Below are 16,390 nucleotides of genomic sequence, written 5' to 3' on the forward strand. Positions count from 1 at the left end.
CCCGAAGCGGGTGCGCACGTACGCCGTAAAGTGGCACGACCGGCCCGCCGGGCGCCGCGCGAGAACGAAGGGGGAGGCGATCGGATGCCGAGGACCGAGACGACACCGGGCATCGAGGCAGCGACCCCGCAGACCCGCCTGCGCTGGTGGACCGAGCTCCCGCTGATCCTGCTGGTGTACGCCTGCTACTCGGCCGGCCGCCTCCTCGCCCGCGGTGACACCTCGGGCGCCGTCGACCACGGCGTGGCGATCCTGCACATCGAGAAGTTCCTGCACCTCAACGCCGAGCACCCGCTCAACCGGCTCTTCACCCGCGAGGCGTGGCTCGGCGTCCCGGCGGACTTCTGGTACGCGTCGCTGCACTACCTGGTCACACCGGCGATCCTGGTCTGGCTGTTCAGATCACGCACCGTGCACTACCGCGCGGCCCGCACCTGGCTGATGACGTCCACCTTCTTCGGGCTGATCGGCTTCACCCTGCTGCCGACCTGCCCGCCGCGCCTGCTCTCCGCGGGCCACGGCTTCGTCGACACGATGGCCCAGTACAGCTCGTACGGCTGGTGGGGCGGCGAGGCCAGCGCCCCGCGCGGCCTCGGGGGGATGACCAACCAGTACGCGGCCATGCCGAGCCTGCACGTGGGCTGGGCCCTGTGGTGCGGGGTCATGCTGTGGCGGTACGGCAGGACGCGTACGACGAAGGTCGCCGCCGTCGCCTACCCATTGCTCACCACGATCGTGGTCATGGGCACCGCGAACCACTACTTCCTCGACGCGGTCGCGGGTGCGGCCGTGATGGGCGTCGGGCTGCTCCTGACGCCGTACGTCATGCGGGGCGCGGACGGGATCAAGGAGCGGCTGTCCTTCGGCGCAGGGGGCGCTCAGGTCGCAGGTTCCTCAATTGTCAGTGCCGGATGCCAGACTTCCGCGGGTGAGCGAATTCCACGGCAGCGCGAGTCCCGGACCGGATCCGGAGCCGAGCCGGGTGCCTCTCCCACGGACGCGGGGGAAGGCGCTCCGGCAGCGGCTCGCTGAGCTGCGCGGTCCCGACGTACCGGCCAAGGCGCTGGACGCGCGCGCCCTGGCCGCCCTCGCCGCCAACCCCGGGTGCAGACGGCGCGCGATCCTGGACGGCGCCGGGGTGAACAAGGCGGCGGTGGCGAGCGCGCTGGGTTCCCCTTCGGTCTTCGGGCAGTCGCAGTTCGCGTTCACGCGGGGCAACGCGTTCGAGGCGAAGGTCAAGGCGGACGGCGGCGCGGAGCTGCTCAGGCTGGTGCACGAGAAGCTGGACCGGCGCGCGGAGCCACCCGCCGAGGCGCGGGTGCCGGACCTCTCCGCGACCGGGCCCGAGGGCCGCGCGGCCCGTACGGCGCTGGCGCTGCGCGAGGCCACCGCGGCCGCCGGCGGCTGGACGCTCCTCGACCACCCGATGCTCGCGCTCGACGTGGCGGGCTCCCCCGCGTTCCTGGAGCCGGACGCCGTGGTGGTGCACCCCGACGGCAGCTGGACGGTCGTGGAGATCAAGTCCTTCCCGATGCTGGACGGCAGCGCGGACCCGGCGAAGGTGGGCGCGGCGGCACGCCAGGCGGCGGTGTACGTGCTGGCTCTGGAGGAGGTCGCCGCCCGCCTCGACCCCGCCCCCGAGGTACGGCACCGGATCCTCCTCGTCTGCCCCAAGGACTTCTCCAACCTCCCCACCGCCTCGGCCGTCGACGTGCGCAAGCAGCGCGCGGTCACCGGCCGCCAGCTGGCCCGTCTCACCCGTATCGAGGACATCGCCGACACGCTCCCCGAGGGCACCTGCTTCTCCCCTCAGCTGCCCGCCGCCGAGCTGGCCTCGGCCGTGGAGTCGGTCCCGGCGACGTACGCACCCGAGTGCCTGTCCGCCTGCGAGCTGGCCTTCCACTGCCGCGACCGCTCCCGCGCGGCCGGCGCGGTGACCTCCCTGGGCCGCTCCGTCCGCGCCGAACTGGGCGGCCTGACGACGGTCGAGGAGGTCCTGTCGGCGGCCCGGGGAGAAACCGGAGACCCGGAGGATCCAGCGGTGACGGCCCTACGGAGAGCGTCCCGGCTGCGCGCCGAGGCGCTGCAGAACTGCGGCCCGCAGGCCCCGGCGAATGCCACGACGGGGGGTGCCCGGTCTTGACGGCGTTCCCGCCTCCGGCCGCTTCGGCGCCGACCCGCCACGCCCGGGGCCCGCTCGACCTGGTCCCGGCCCCCTGTTCGGAGGAGCCTCCGTGTCGCTGATCACGACGCTCGCCCGGCTGGAAGCCTGTCGCACCGGCCGCGCACAGCCCGCCGCCACCGTCCGGCACCGGCATCTGTCCGAGCGGCCCCTCGTCTTCGTGCCGCTCACCACCGCGGGCGAGGCCGGCGCCCCGCTCGGCGCGCTCGTCGGCACCGACCGGGACGCGCCGCGCCTGCTGGCCGTACCGCAGCCGCGCGACCGCGACCTCAGGTTCGCGTTCCTGGCCGAGCTGGCCGACGTCGTCCTTCCGTATCTCGACGCGTACGCGCAGGACATGGAGGCCGCCGAGCGCAACGAGACCGATCCGGAGACCGGCAAGCGGGTCAAGGTCGAGGTCGAGCTGTGCGCGGACGCCCCGCAGCTGATCGTGCCGAGCCGCGCGGGCGTCGACCTCGTACGGCTGCTCGGCCGCTCCACGCGCTTCAGGCGTACGGCGGAACAGGACCCGGAGACGCCGTATCCCGCGCCGCCGCGTGTGCCGTTGCTCGGCCGCTGGCTGACGCACTTCGGGGAGCGGGCCCGCGTCCCCGGTTCCTCCCTCCTGCTGGCGATGACGGACGTCCTGGCCCTGCACTGGGCGACCGGACAGTCCACCCTGGAGGACCAGCACCTGGGCGCCCTGCTCGCCTGGATCGACCCTCCGGAGGGTTCGACGGGCGCCGAGGCCGCCCTGCATGCCGAGCTGGCCCGCGACGCCAAGGGCCAACTGCTCTGCCCGCCCGCCGGACCGGCCACCGACCCGGCGTTCGACAACAAGCTGCTCGCGCCGGCGATCGAGCGCTACGACCGCGCGCGTACCGCCCTCGCGGCCGCCGAGGACGGTCTCGAGGCGGACGACCGGCTCGGTGAACTCACCGCCGCCGAGCGGGAGGTCCGCGAGCTGGTGCTGAGCCGCACCCTGCCCACCTGGGAGAAGGTGTGGCAGGGCCTCGATCTGCTCGGGGCGCTGCCCGACGGGGCGCATGTCGAGGAGCGGTGGACGCGCGACCGCTGGTCGTTCACCGGCCACCGCGACCGGATCGTCGCGGGCGAGCCGCCGCAGCCGCGCCGCGACGACGCGGTCACCGCCGCCAACAAGCTGGCCGCGCGCGAGCGCGAACAGGCCCGTCTTGAGGCCCAGGAGGCGCTCGACGATCCGCTGGTGATGGCGGGGCGGCGGCTGTCCGGGGAGGCGTTCGCCGGGGAGGTGACGGATGTCGTGATGGCGTACAGCGAGGGCAAGCGGCCGAGCCCCCGCCCGCTGGTCACCGTGCGGACGGAGGACCGTCCGCATCTGGGTGAGCGGGTCAAGGTGTACCGCTCGCTGGGCGGCAAGCCGCAGGCGGCGGAGTTCGTCGGGCGGGAGGCGGAGGATCTGCTCGTGCTGCGTGTCCTCGACAAGATGGGCCGCGGCAAGGAGCCCGAGGCCGGCTCGGTGCCCGAGAAGGGCGACCGGCTCTGCTTCACCCTCTTCGAGCACGAGCAGCGGGGCGGTCCGAAGCTGCCCGACCCGGAGGAGACGCCGTGGACGCACGGCGGGCCGCCGGGCGAGGCGGCCGCGGAGGCCGCCGATCCCCTGACCGCGGAGGACGTCCTGTGACCACCGCCTTCGATCCCGGCGCCCTGGCCGCCGAAGCCACCGACGCCATCCTCCGCGACACCCTGCACGGCACCCACCGGGGCGTGGTCGTCGACTCGCCGCCCGGTGCGGGAAAGTCCACGCTCGTCGTCCGCGCCGCCCTCGAACTGGCCGACGCGGGGCGCCCGTTGATGATCGTCGCCCAGACCAACGCCCAGGTGGACGACCTCGTGCTGCGGCTCGCGGAGAAGAACCGGGAACTCCCTGTCGGCCGTCTCCACAGCAGCGACACCGACCCGTACGACAAGGCGCTCGACGACCTGCCGAACGTCCGCAAGTCGGCCAAGGCGGGTGAGCTGACCGGCCTCGCGGTCGTCGTGTCCACGGCCGCGAAGTGGGCGCATGTGAAGGTCGACGAGCCGTGGCGGCACGCGATCGTGGACGAGGCGTACCAGATGCGCTCGGACGCGCTGCTCGCCGTGGCGAGGCTGTTCGAGCGGGCGCTGTTCGTGGGCGACCCGGGCCAGCTCGACCCCTTCTCCATCGTCGGCAGCGAGCAGTGGGCGGGCCTGTCGTACGACCCCTCGGCCTCTGCCGTGACCACCCTCCTGGCCCACAACCCGGAACTGCCGCAGCACCGCCTGCCGGTCTCCTGGCGCCTCCCGGCCTCCGCGGCCCCCCTGGTCTCGGACGCCTTCTACCCGTACACGCCCTTCCGCAGCGGCACGGACCACGGCGACCGCCGCCTCGCCTTCGCCGTCCCCTCCGACGGCTCCGGCCCCGACCGGGTGATCGACGAGGCGGCCGAGTCGGGCTGGGGCCTGCTGGAACTGCCCGCGCGGCACACCCCGCGCACGGACCCCGAGGCGGTGCGGGCGGTGGCGACGGTCGTACGGCGGCTGCTGGACCGGGGCGGGGCGGCCACGTCGGAGCGTGCACCCGAGGAGCCCCTGCCGCTGACTCCGGACCGGATCGCCGTCGGCACGGCCCACCGCGACCAGGCGGCGGCCGTCCGCGCGGCACTCGCGGAGCTGGGCGTCACGGACGTCACCGTCGACACGGCGAACCGTCTCCAGGGCCGCGAGTACGACGTCACGGTCGTCCTCCACCCCCTCTCCGGCCGCCCCGACGCCACCGCCTTCCACCTGGAAACAGGCCGCCTGTGCGTCCTCGCCTCCCGCCACCGCCACGCCTGCATCGTGATCTGCCGGGCGGGAGTGAGCGAGCTCCTGGACGACTACCCGTCCACGGAGCCGGTGCAGCTGGGAACGCTGGTGAAGTTCCCCGACGGCTGGGAGGCGAACCACGCGGTGCTGGCGCGGCTGGCGGAGCACCGGGTGAGCTGGCAGCCGTGAGCGTGGTGCCGGTGCGGGCCGGGGAACATCGGGTGGCGTTCGGGCCTTGAGGGACTTGGGTTGGGGCCCACTTGCGTGGCCGCGGGACAATGGACGGTGGCCCGGTGGTCCTGAACGGGTCGATTGCGACGTACGAGGAGGAGAAGACATGGCGGAGCCAACGCCGCGTCGGAACGAACCGCGGCTACGCCCCGCGCCCCTGCTCTTCGAGCCCGCGGAGGCGGCCTCCGACCCTGAGCACTTCTTCGACCTCGAGTCGATCGACGATCCGCGGGCGCTGCTGTCCCGCTCGACGGAGCTGGCGCAGGCGTTCCGCGCGGCGGCCGACCGGGCGGTGGAGTTCCAGGCGATGGCGGCCGCGCAGCTTGCGGACCCCCGGCGGTTCGACCGGCTGACGCCGGCGGACATCGCGGAACGCGCCGAGTGGACCGAGGACTATGCCAAGAAGATGGTCGAGTACGGGCGGGACCTGATGAGCGGCGCAGAAGGGCAGGGCTCCGCCGACCCGGTGTGAAGTCGACCCGGTGTGAATACGGTCCACTTCGGTTTGGCATATGCCAGGCGGGCAAGATACTCCTCTTCTCTCCCACCTGCCCCGGTTTCCGGCAACCGTGGGGAGCGGTTCGTTCACAGCCGGTAGACATAGATGCCATGAGCAGCGAACGCATCGATCCGTTCTCCGACGGCTACGACGTCAGCGGGGTCACCGCGGACGGAGCCGCCTGGCTCGCCTCGGCGGGGACGTACCCGCGCAGCACGCTCGCCCTCTGGAAGGAGCACGCCGACGCCCCGGTGGTGCTCCCGTGCGGCACGGTCTTCGACGTCGTCAGTGCACCGGCGGTCTTCGCGCGCCGGATGGTCGACCGGCTGTGGGACGAGGGGCCGGGTTCCGGGCCGGTGGCGACCTTCCGGGGCCGGATGCTGCTGTTCGCCGCGCCCGGCACGGCCCAGCGACTGCCCTCACTGCTGCGCTGGGAGGAGTTCGGCCGTACGGGAGCGATCCCGCCGCTGCTGTGCCACGGCAACGGCGACGCGGTGACCGTGCCGCCCCTGCTCGCGACCACCCCGCCGACCTCCCCCGACTCCCGCTGGCTGGTCGCCCCGGACACCCGCCACCCCTGGCTGCCGGGCCCCGAGATCCTGCTCTGGGCAGCCGTACGGGCGGCCCGCGCAGCCGTACGGATATCGATTTTTCCCCCGGCCGATCAGGATGCTAAGGTCTACGACGTCAGCAGGCGCCGCTAGCTCAGTTGGTTAGAGCAGCTGACTCTTAATCAGCGGGTCCGGGGTTCGAGTCCCTGGCGGCGCACGATGGCGATGGCGAGGCGTGTTCGCGGAAAGCGCGAACCACCTCGCCATCGTTGTTTTTGCGCAGCTTCGCCGCGCGTTGTGGGGGCTTCGCCACCCACACCCCCGTTTTACCGGTGAGTGCCGTGGGCCCGGGCCGAAGCAGTCAGCCCTGGCTGCGGGCGGCGGGGATTTGGCTGCCGGGGCCCGCGGCACCGGCGGCTGCGGCGTCCGCGGCCCCACGATGCCCCCGGCGACGTGGCTGCGCAGTGAAGGCCTCACCCCCACTCCCCTTCACCGGCAGCCACCACCACCGAAGACCGGCCACCACTACAGCCCCACCAACCCACCGGCCACCACCACAGCCCAAGCACCCGCCCGGCGGGCATCGCCGCAGACCGGGGAAGTCAGCCACCGGCCACAAGCCCCGCGCGACGAGAGCCTCGCCCCGCCTCCCTTCACCGGCCGCCACCACCAACGACCGACCCGCGCGACGAGAGCCTGGCCCCCGCCCGTGCGGTGATGGCCTCGCGCCCCGCCCCCGCGCCGGGTGGCCGCCGTCAGTGTGGGCCGCGGAGCCGGACGGCTGCCGCCGCAGAATCAAGCACCCGTGCGGCAGCCGTGGCTGTCGGGCGAAGAAGTCAGACGCCGGCTGTGATCTTCACCGTCCACGCCCCCGAAATCGTTCGGCCCTCCACCTGCACCCGGATCCCCTCGTCCGGCACCGTGAAGGTCTCGCCCAGGGAGATCGGGGCGTCCGCGAGAGGGGGGTAGACGGAGTTCTCCCAGCAGGCCTCCGTGTGGGGGTGGGCGTCGATCACCTCGATCGGGCCGCCGCCGGACTGGGCGCCGGCGCGGACCCGGTAGACGAGGATTCCCGAGCGGCAGGCCGCCGTGTCGTTGCCGAGGGGCCCTCGTGCCTCGAAGGCGAGCACGCTGTCGTGACCGGTCCGCACCACCGCGAGCTTCACCCCGCGCCCGAGGCCGAAGGCCGGCGGCCCCGCCGCACCCCTGATCTGATCCCCCGCGACGGCATCCAGCGGCTCCAGCGTCAGCCGTGTGACGCCCGCTTCCCGCACGCACACCACCTGGCGCGGCGCCAGCCACCCCAGCTTCCACTTGTGCCAGCCGAACAGATCCGGGGCCAGCCCGAACTGGCTGCCCATCAGGTCCCAGTCCCCGACATAGGTGTCCCAGTCGCCCTTGCCGTCGTCGGGGCGGTGGTAGAGATCCGGCAGGTCGAAGACGTGTCCGGTCTCATGGGCCAGGACGAGCCGGTCCGGTGGGTGTTTCTCGAAGACGGTGACGACGCGGCGGATGTCCGTGCCGTCCGCCCTGAGCGGGGTGTCCAGATTGACGACCTTCGTCGCGTCCGAGTCCACGCCGGGCGCGTCCGGGTCGGCGACGAAGTACACGATGTCGTAGCGGGAGAAGTCGACCTGCGGATCAGCGGCGGCCAGCGCGTCGTGCAGATACGCGGCCCGGTGCTCGGCGTTCCAGTCCCGTTTCATGGCGTACGCCGTGGACGGCCTCGGCATCCGGATCCAGTGCCGCAGCGGATGCGGATGCAGGGTGAACCTGCCGTAGGAGGCACGTTCGAAGTAGCGGCTGGTGGCCGGGAAGTGGTCGGCGGTCAACTGGGCGGGCGTGGTCCGCGGGACCGCGTCCGGGAAGGACAGGAAGATCATCACGGCGCTCAACGCGCGGGTCGGCCGCGGATATGCGGCGTTCCAGGTGTCGAGGCCCTCCGAGTGGTGCGCGTCGGTGCGCTGCAGCGCACACGGAACCGCCGAGAACGGTTCGGCGATCGACGGCCCGGTCACCAGCGAGGTCGCGGCGAGCGCCGACAGGGTGGTGAACACGGCGGCGGTGCTGCGCAGTCGGGAACCCCTGAACTCCTTGAGGGGGGACTGACGCGACACAGGGACCTCCGGGGGCGGTACTCGGGACACCGCACCCAGCCTGTGTCAGTTTGTCGTATTACGCCCTGTTCGCCTGCCCCAGAAGAGTGACTCGGCCGCGAGGCCCGATCAGAGCCGACACCCCCGAAACGCTCACGGAACGTCACAAGCGGTCAGCCGCCCCAACGACCCGTCCAGCTGCGGGCAGAAACGATCTGTCAGAAGTGCCCCTCGATCCGGGACACTGGACGTGGGGTGGAAGGCCCTTGGGTCTGCCTCTATGATCGGCACACTTTCCGGCACGGACAGAGATCGAGTGCACTGCGGGAGCGAGCGGTGAGCGGAACGTCCGAAGGGCCGGCGCCCGCGGCAGACCTCGACCGGGGCGCTGTAACAGAGAGTGATGACTGTGCGTCTCCTCGTACCGAGCCGCTGACGACTCGTGCCGAGTCGCCTGCGTACCGCTCGGTCTTCGAGGCCGCACCTCTGGCCATGGCGGTCGTCGACCGCGAGGGGCTGGTGGTCGGCGCCAACGACGGGTTCGGCGCCCTGTTCGGCAGCCCGCCCGGCGAGTTGACCGGCCGTGTTGCAGCCGACCTGGTGGACCTGGCGTCCGACGCACGCAACTGGCACGCCTACCGCGAGATGCTGCGCGGCCGCGAGGCCCTGTTGCACTGCACACGCAGGCTGAAGCATCCCGACGGACAGTCGGTGTGGATCCAGGTCACCGTCACACCCCTCGGTCAGGACGGCTGCCTGCTGATGTCGCTCACCGACATCAGCGCCCACCGTGAACTCCAGGGCCGGCTGCGGCACTTGCAGATGCACGACCCGGTGACCCGGCTGCCCAACCGCACCCTGTTCTTCGAGCGGCTGACGGCCACGCTGGAGGCGGAGTCGTACGAGGAGAGCGGCACCGGCCGGATCGGGCTGTGCTACCTCGACCTGGACGGCTTCAAGGCGGTCAACGACACGCTCGGCCATCGCGTCGGCGACCGGCTGCTGGCCGCCGTCGCCGAACGCCTCACGCGCTGCGCCGACGAGGCGGGTTACGGCAGAACGAGCGCCCCCCTGGTGGCGAGACTCGGCGGCGACGAGTTCGCCCTGCTGGTGGAGGACTCCACGGGCACGGAGCAACTCGCCGATCTGGCGGAGGCGGTGCTGGAGGCGGTGCAGGCGCCGTTCGACCTCGCCGGTCAGCGGGTGTCGGTGTCGGCCTCGATCGGTGTGGTGGAACGGCGCGCGGCCGACACCACCGCCACCGCCCTGATGCAGGCGGCCGACACCACGCTGTACTGGGCGAAGGCCGACGGGAAGGCCCGCTGGACGCTCTTCGACCCGGAGCGCAACGCCCACCGTATGACCCGCCAGGCCCTGGCCTCCACTCTGCGCCCCGCCATTGAACGCGACGAATTCGTTCTCGAATACCAGCCGTTGGTGGGGATGGAGGACGGGCGGCTGCGCGGTGTCGAGGCCCTCGTCCGTTGGAACCATCCTCAGTTCGGCCTGCTGACGCCGAATCGGTTCATCGGATTGGCGGAGGAAGACGGCTCGATCGTGCCGCTGGGCCGCTGGATCCTGCGCACCGCCTGCCGGCAGGCGCGCCGCTGGCAGGTGGACCATCCGGACGAGCCGCCGCTGTTCGTGAGTGTCAATGTGGCGGTGCGTCAGGTCTGGGACTCGGATCTGGTGGCCGATGTGGCCGAGACCCTCGCCGAGACCGGGCTCGCGCCGCATCTGCTCCAGCTGGAGCTCACGGAGTCCGCGGTGATGGGCTCGGCGGGCCGCCCCCTGCAAGCCCTCCAGGCCCTCAGCGGGATGGGCGTCGGCATCGCGATCGACGACTTCGGCACGGGCTACTCGAACCTGGCGTACCTCAGCCGACTGCCGGTGTCGGTCCTGAAGTTGGACGGCTCCTTCGTACGGGGCTTCCAGTACGAGAGCGAAAAGGAGGGCGCCGTCGCGCCGAACCCGGCCGACGAGGTCGTCGTCGAGGCGATGATCCAGCTCGCCCACCGCCTGGGCATCACGGTCACCGCGGAGTGCGTGGAGACCTCGGCACAGGCGTCCCGCCTGCGGCGCATCGGCTGTGACACCGGCCAGGGGTGGCTGTACTCACGGCCGGTGTCACCGGATCGCATCTCCCAGCTGCTCGGGCCCGGCGAGGAGCGGAGCGCACGCGCCGGGGATCAGGCGGTCGCCAAGCCGTAGGCGTCCGCGATGAGTTCGTACGAGCGCAGCCGCACCTCACCGCTGTGGGCGTTGCCCGTGATCATCAACTCGTCGGCGCCGGTGCGCTTCTGCAGGTCGTCGAGGCCGCTGCGGACCTCGTCCGGGGTGCCGTGGATGACGTTGGAGTTCCAGGAGTCGACGAACTCCCGCTCCATCGGGCTGAATTCGTACGACTCGGCCTCCTCGGGGGTCGGGACGAGACCGGGGCGGCCGGTGCGCAGGCGGACCATGTTGAGGGCGGCGGCCAGGACCTGGCGGCGGGCCTCCTTCTCGTCCTCGGTGGCGAGGGCGGAGACGCCGATGAGGGCGTACGGGGCGTCCAGGACCTCACTCGGCCTGAAGGACTCCCGGTACAGGTCCAGCGCCGGGATGGTGTTCTGCGCGGAGAAGTGGTGCGCGAAGGCGAAGGGCAGACCGAGGACACCCGCCAGGCGGGCGCTGAAACCGGAGGAGCCGAGCAGCCAGATCGGGGGGCGGTGGGGCGACTGGACGCCGCCGGGGGAGGTCGCCTGGACGGGGCCGGGGACGGCGTGGATACGGCGGTAGGGGTGGCCGTCCGGGAAGTCGTCGTCCAGGAAGCGGGTGAGCTCGGCGAGCTGCTCGGGGAAGTCGTCGGCGCCCTCGTGGAGGCGGTCGGTACGGCGCAGGGCGGCGGCGGTGGCGCCGTCCGTGCCGGGAGCGCGCCCGAGGCCGAGATCGATACGGCCCGGCGCCATGGCCTCCAGCGTGCCGAACTGCTCGGCGATGACGAGCGGCGCGTGGTTGGGCAGCATGACACCGCCGGAACCGAGCCGGATCCGCTCGGTGTGGGCGGCGAGGTGGGCGAGGATCACGGCGGGCGACGAGGAGGCCACACCCGGCATCGAGTGGTGCTCGGCCACCCAGTACCGGTGGAAACCACGGGACTCCGCGAGACGGGACAGGGCGACACTGGTCCGCAGCGCGTCGCTCGCGGTGCGCCCCGCACCGACGGTCACCAGGTCCAGTACGGAGAGGGGCACGGGCGCACTGCCGCGAGCGGTGCCCCGGATCTCGTCTGCCGTCACGGTGAATGCCTCCTGTTAGCTGCGACGCCGTATCCGCAGCTCCCTAACAGGAGGCACTCTCCGCTTTATTCCCGGCGATCTTCAGGTCCGGGCCGGCCAAAATCAGCCCCTCCGGCGTTTGAGGAGCGGGGGTCCGGGGGCCGGCCCCCAGGTCGGGACGGGAAGGGGCGGCGGGGGCGAAACCCTCAGACCTGCACGATCGGCTCCCGGGTGAACAGCGACCCCAGCGTCGGCGCATTCACCCTCCGATCCGCGAGCCTCAGCGCCTCCCACACAGTGACCTGGTTGGCGGTGAGCACCGGCTTCCCCAGCTCCTTCTCCAAGGCGGGGATATACGCCGCCGTATGCAGCGCCGTATCCGGCAGAAGCACCGCGTCCGCATCCGGACGATCAGCCTCCCGGGCCAGCAGAAACACCTCCGCCTCCCCCCACGTCCCGACCTCGGCCGCCGTGATGATCCCCGCACCCCGCACGGACGTCACCTCCGCACCCCCCGCCCGCAGAAACTCCGCGAACAGCCCGGCCACGTCCTCGGGATACGTCGCCCCGACCGCCACCCGCCGCACCCCGACCTCCTGCAGCGCATGCACGAAGGCGAAAGAGGTCGAGGAAGCCGGCATCCCGGCCGCGAGGGCGAGCCCGCGCACCTGCTCATGGGCGCCCTCCCAGCCGTAGACGAAGCTCCCGCTGGTGCAGGCCCACACCACCGACTCGGCGCCCGCCATGCGCAGCTCCTCGACTCCCGCCGCGAGTCGCTCGGCCGAGCCCATCTCCCGCAACGCGTCCACCCGGTGCGCGTCCTCGCCGATGTCGGTGTGGACGACGTCGAGTCGGACGTTGCTGCCGAGCAGTTGCTCGATGCGCGGGTATTCGTCCTCGGCGGAGTGGCCGGGGTAGAGGAATCCGAGTGCCGTCATGACCTGCCTTCCTGCTGCTGTTCACCGTCCGGGAGCTGTGGCAGTACGGGGCCGGAGCGCGCCGCCGGATCGATCAGCGCCTGATACGGCCCCACGGCCCGGGTACCCAGTCGGGACAGCGCAGCCCACATCGTCACCTGGTTGGCCGAGATCACCGGGATGCGCAGTTCGGCCTCCAGTTGCGGGATGACGTCGTAGGTCGGGAGATTGGTGCAGCTGATGAACAGGACGTCGGCCGGCCGTCGTACCGCCTTGTGGGCCATGGCGACCACATCGCGGTACGGGACCTTCCAGATGTGCCGGGTCAGGCCCATGTACGCGCGTCCGGTGACCTTGATGCCGGCCTCGGCGACGTACTCCTCCAGCGCGCGCGTCACGGACACGGTGTACGGCGTCACCAGCGCGACCCGTCGGGCGCCGAGCGCCACCAGGGCCTCCAGGAGGGCGCCCGAGGTGGTGACGGACGGCATCGCACCGGCCCGGGTCATCGCCGCGCACATCGCGCGCTCCCCGGCGATCCCGCCGACGAAGCTGCCGGAGGTGCAGGCGTACGCGACGACCTCCGGCGCGACCGCGTTCAGTGTGCGGACCGCGTCGTCCAGCGTCTCGTGCTCGCTGACCAGCCGGGCCAGGTCGAGGCTCACCTCGACCGGGACGAACGGCGTCCGCGTCAGATGCAGCGAGACGTCGTCCGGGACCCAGCGCCACAGCTCGCGGTCCAGAGCGAAGTCGAAGGGGGCGACCACACCCACACCCCGCTGGGGAAGTGGTCCACCGAGGAAGGAAACGTCCATGGCGCCCATGGCGGCCACCGCCTCACCGTGAGAAACAGCGGAGCAACGGACCCCCCATCGCACCCGTGTTGACGAAGGTAGGTTCGGGTGCGAGCGTGGTCAAACCTCGCATGTCAGACGGCCGCAACCTCCCGTAGAAACGGCTTTCCGCATGACCACCCCGACGCTTCTCGTCCTGGACACCGACCCTCTGCCCCGCCTCGGCAGACTCACCGGCCGCGCCCGGATCGTGCACGCGGACGAGTCGACCCTCGCCGAGCGCCTGCCGGACGCCGACGTCCTGCTGGTCTGGGACTTCACCTCCCGGGCCGTGCGTTCCGCCTGGCCGGGCGAGGGCCCGCGGCCCCGCTGGGTGCACACGGCGAGCGCGGGCGTGGACCACCTGATGTGTCCGGAACTCGCCGCCTCCGACACCGTGGTCACCAACGCGCGCGGCGTCTTCGACCAGCCCATCGCCGAGTACGTCGCCGCGCTCGTCCTGACCATGGCCAAGGACCTGCCGCGCACCTGGGAGCTGCAGCGGGAGCGCACCTGGCGGCACCGTGAGACACAGCGGGTGGCGGGCACGCGCGCGTGCGTCGTCGGTTCCGGGCCCATCGGCCGTACGATCGCCCGCACGCTCAAGGCGCTCGACATGACGACGGCGATCGTCGGGCGCACTCCGCACACCGGCATCTACGGCCCGAACGACCTGGACCGGCTGATCGCCCGCGCCGACTGGGTGATCGCGGCCGCCCCGCTGACCGAGCAGACGCACGGCATGTTCGACGCGCGCCGCTTCGGCATGATGCAGCCCTCCGCGCGCTTCATCAACATCGGGCGCGGCGGTCTGGTCGTCGAGGAGGCGCTCGCCGAGGCGCTGGCCAAGCGGTGGATCGCGGGTGCCGCGCTGGATGTCTTCGAGCACGAACCCCTCACCCCCGACAGCCCGTTGTGGGAGGCCCCCGGTCTGATCGTGTCCCCGCACATGAGCGGCGACACGGTCGGCTGGCGCGATCAACTCGGCTCTCAGTTCGTGGAGTTGTACGAACGCTGGGAGGCGGGCAGACCTCTGCTGAACGTGGTGGACAAGAAGCGCGGATACGTACCAGGGCGCTGAACCGCCGAGCTATGGAGGGCAGATGACGGACCCCGGCCTCGACCTCACCGAGCTGACCGCCGTACGGATCGTCGAGGGCTACCGCAAGGGCGAGTTCAGTCCGGAGGAGGTCACGCGGGCCGCGCTGGAACGGGCCGAGCGGATCCAGCCGGAGGTGAACGCCTTTGTGCGACTGCTGCCCGACGAGGCCCTCGCGCAGGCCCGGGAGTCCACGGGGCGATGGCGGCGCGGCGAACCGAAAGGGCTGGTGGACGGGGTCCCGACGACCGTCAAGGACATCATCCTGCTGCGGGGCGCACCCACCCTCAAGGGCTCAAAGACGATCTCCGAGCAGGGCAGTTGGGACGAGGACGCCCCTTCCGTCGCCCGGCTGCGCGAGCACGGCGCCGTGTTCATCGGCAAGACCACGACCCCGGAGTTCGGCTGGAAGGGCGTCACGGACTCGCCGCGGTCCGGGGTGACCCGCAATCCGTACGACCCGACCCGCACCGCGGGCGGCTCCAGCGGCGGCGCGGCGGCGGCCGTGGCGCTGGGCGCGGGCCCCCTCGCGCTGGGCACCGACGGCGGCGGCAGCGTCCGTATCCCGGCCGCCTTCTGCGGCATCTTCGCCCTGAAGCCGACGTACGGCCGCGTGCCCCTCTACCCGGCGAGCGCCTTCGGCACCCTGGCCCACGTCGGCCCGATGACCCGGGACGCGGCGGACGCGGCGCTGCTCCTCGACGTGATCGGGGCGCCGGACCACCGCGACTGGTCGGCGCTGGCCGCCGCCCCGGACTCCTTCGCCGCCGGACTGTCCGGCGGGGTGAAGGGCCTGCGGATCGCCTACTCGCCGTCCCTCGGCGGCCAGGTGGCGGTGCAGCCCGCGGTGGCGACCGCGGTACGGCGGGCGGTGGAACGGCTCGCGGAGCTCGGCGCGTACGTCACCGAGACCGACCCCGACTTCACCGACCCGGTGGACGCCTTCCACGCCCTGTGGTTCTCCGGTGCGGCCCGGGTGACCCAGCAACTGGGCCCTGAGCAGCGCAAGTTGCTCGACCCGGGCCTGCGGGAGATCTGCGCGACAGGCGCCCGCCTCTCCGCCCTGGACTACCTCGCCGCGGTCGACGTCCGCATGGAACTCGGCCGCCGCATGGGCCGCTTCCACGAGTCCTACGACCTCCTCGTCACCCCGACGCTGCCGATCACGGCGTTCGAGGCGGGCGCCGAGGTGCCGAAGGGATCCGGCCACCGGCGCTGGACCGGGTGGACCCCGTTCACGTACCCCTTCAACATGACCCAGCAGCCGGCGGCGACCGTCCCGGTCGGAACCGACGGTGACGGCCTGCCGATCGGCCTGCAACTGGTGGCGGCACGCCACCGGGACGGCCTGGTACTGCGGGCGGCGCACACGATGTACGAGGCGGGGATCGCGGCGGGCGTCACACCCGCCGGAAGCTGAGTGTCTCCCCCGCCGCGCCCGTGCGCCACAGGTCGTTGCAGGCCTCGGCCATCGCGTCGAGGCCCTCGGTCACCTGGCCCCAGACGATTCCCGGGACCCAGCCCACGTCCCCGTTGAGCAGCAGGTTGTTGCGCTCGTAGAAGAGGGCGAGGTCGACGATCGTGGTGCCGGGGCGTACGTCGGTGTCGTAGCCGTAGGCCTTGGTGCCCAGCTCCGTGCCGGCGAAGGAGAAGTAGCAGAGGTCGCCGGGGATCGGCGTGACCGTCGGGTTCTCCAGGGGCGGCTCCCGGTCTGCGAAGGGCGGGAACAGCGCGTAGATCTCGTTGCGTGCGTATTTGGCGTGATAGACCTCGCCACTCAGTGGAAGGGCGTCCCACACCGCCGCACAGGTGTGCGGCGCGCGCTCGTCGAGGAGCTTCGCCGTGCAGTGGACGCCCCGTTTGACCAGCGAGACTTCGATGTGACGGTCGGCCATGTGGTGCCCTCCTAGGGAGCTGGTTTCAGCCATGTGTGCCGCG

The 16,390-nt window shown here is 72.0% G+C and carries 14 protein-coding genes and 1 tRNA gene; 10 read left to right on the top strand and 5 right to left on the bottom strand.

Features of this window, described 5'->3' with window-relative positions:
- Positions 1-84 precede the first annotated feature (84 nt).
- The 7 genes from ACFY1E_RS04040 to ACFY1E_RS04070 all read left to right on the top strand — a co-directional run bounded on the left by ACFY1E_RS04040 (position 85) and on the right by ACFY1E_RS04070 (position 6,467).
- Positions 85-1,032, top strand: a complete 948-nt coding sequence (locus ACFY1E_RS04040; protein ID WP_389071090.1) for a phosphatase PAP2 family protein — start codon at positions 85-87, stop codon at positions 1,030-1,032.
- Entirely contained in the window at positions 983-2,143 is a 1,161-nt protein-coding gene (locus tag ACFY1E_RS04045; protein ID WP_389071092.1) for a hypothetical protein, read from the top strand. The genes ACFY1E_RS04040 and ACFY1E_RS04045 overlap by 50 nt, the downstream gene beginning before the upstream one ends.
- A gap of 91 nt (positions 2,144-2,234) precedes the next feature.
- Positions 2,235-3,824: a hypothetical protein gene (locus ACFY1E_RS04050; RefSeq protein WP_389071095.1), complete on the top strand. Its 1,590-nt coding sequence runs from the start codon at positions 2,235-2,237 to the stop codon at positions 3,822-3,824.
- Positions 3,821-5,158, top strand: coding sequence for an AAA domain-containing protein (locus ACFY1E_RS04055; RefSeq protein WP_389071097.1), 1,338 nt, complete (start codon positions 3,821-3,823; stop codon positions 5,156-5,158). Before ACFY1E_RS04050 ends, ACFY1E_RS04055 begins: the two co-directional genes overlap by 4 nt.
- 148 nt (positions 5,159-5,306) lie before the next feature.
- Positions 5,307-5,672, top strand: coding sequence for a hypothetical protein (locus ACFY1E_RS04060; protein ID WP_389071100.1), 366 nt, complete (start codon positions 5,307-5,309; stop codon positions 5,670-5,672).
- A gap of 137 nt (positions 5,673-5,809) precedes the next feature.
- Positions 5,810-6,403, top strand: a complete 594-nt coding sequence (locus ACFY1E_RS04065; RefSeq protein ID WP_389071102.1) for a bifunctional DNA primase/polymerase — start codon at positions 5,810-5,812, stop codon at positions 6,401-6,403.
- A tRNA-Lys gene (locus ACFY1E_RS04070) sits at positions 6,394-6,467 on the top strand. The genes ACFY1E_RS04065 and ACFY1E_RS04070 overlap by 10 nt, the downstream gene beginning before the upstream one ends.
- A gap of 619 nt (positions 6,468-7,086) precedes the next feature.
- Here the strand turns inward: ACFY1E_RS04070 and ACFY1E_RS04075 are convergent.
- On the bottom strand, positions 7,087-8,367 hold the full coding sequence (locus ACFY1E_RS04075; protein ID WP_389071105.1) for a M6 family metalloprotease domain-containing protein: 1,281 nt from the start codon (positions 8,365-8,367) through the stop codon (positions 7,087-7,089).
- 315 nt (positions 8,368-8,682) lie between these two features.
- Here ACFY1E_RS04075 and ACFY1E_RS04080 point away from each other — a divergent pair, with 315 nt between their 5' ends.
- Positions 8,683-10,557: a putative bifunctional diguanylate cyclase/phosphodiesterase gene (locus tag ACFY1E_RS04080; RefSeq protein WP_389071107.1), complete on the top strand. Its 1,875-nt coding sequence runs from the start codon at positions 8,683-8,685 to the stop codon at positions 10,555-10,557.
- Here the strand turns inward: ACFY1E_RS04080 and ACFY1E_RS04085 are convergent.
- The 3 genes from ACFY1E_RS04085 to ACFY1E_RS04095 form a co-directional block, all read right to left on the bottom strand.
- Positions 10,536-11,624, bottom strand: coding sequence for an LLM class flavin-dependent oxidoreductase (locus ACFY1E_RS04085; RefSeq protein WP_389071110.1), 1,089 nt, complete (start codon positions 11,622-11,624; stop codon positions 10,536-10,538). The genes ACFY1E_RS04080 and ACFY1E_RS04085 overlap by 22 nt on opposite strands.
- A 185-nt stretch (positions 11,625-11,809) precedes the next feature.
- Positions 11,810-12,541 (bottom strand): decarboxylase, encoded by a 732-nt coding sequence (locus ACFY1E_RS04090; protein ID WP_389071112.1) that lies wholly within the window; start codon positions 12,539-12,541, stop codon positions 11,810-11,812.
- A complete protein-coding gene (locus ACFY1E_RS04095; protein WP_389071115.1) occupies positions 12,538-13,335 on the bottom strand; it encodes an aspartate/glutamate racemase family protein in 798 nt (265 codons plus the stop codon). Before ACFY1E_RS04095 ends, ACFY1E_RS04090 begins: the two co-directional genes overlap by 4 nt.
- 151 nt (positions 13,336-13,486) lie before the next feature.
- Here ACFY1E_RS04095 and ACFY1E_RS04100 point away from each other — a divergent pair, with 151 nt between their 5' ends.
- Together ACFY1E_RS04100 and ACFY1E_RS04105 are read left to right on the top strand one after the other, a co-directional pair.
- On the top strand, positions 13,487-14,434 hold the full coding sequence (locus ACFY1E_RS04100; RefSeq protein WP_389071118.1) for a D-2-hydroxyacid dehydrogenase: 948 nt from the start codon (positions 13,487-13,489) through the stop codon (positions 14,432-14,434).
- Positions 14,435-14,456: 22 nt separating this feature from the next.
- Positions 14,457-15,872 carry an amidase gene (locus ACFY1E_RS04105; RefSeq protein WP_389071120.1) on the top strand — a complete coding sequence of 472 codons (1,416 nt, stop codon included), beginning with the start codon at positions 14,457-14,459 and terminating at the stop codon, positions 15,870-15,872.
- Here the strand turns inward: ACFY1E_RS04105 and ACFY1E_RS04110 are convergent.
- Positions 15,853-16,347 carry a DUF3830 family protein gene (locus ACFY1E_RS04110; RefSeq protein ID WP_389071123.1) on the bottom strand — a complete coding sequence of 165 codons (495 nt, stop codon included), beginning with the start codon at positions 16,345-16,347 and terminating at the stop codon, positions 15,853-15,855. The two genes, ACFY1E_RS04105 and ACFY1E_RS04110, sit on opposite strands and share 20 nt — an antisense overlap.
- Positions 16,348-16,390 lie beyond the last annotated feature (43 nt).

The sequence above is a fragment of the Streptomyces sp. NPDC001604 genome, from assembly GCF_042893475.1.
GTDB lineage: Bacteria > Actinomycetota > Actinomycetes > Streptomycetales > Streptomycetaceae > Streptomyces.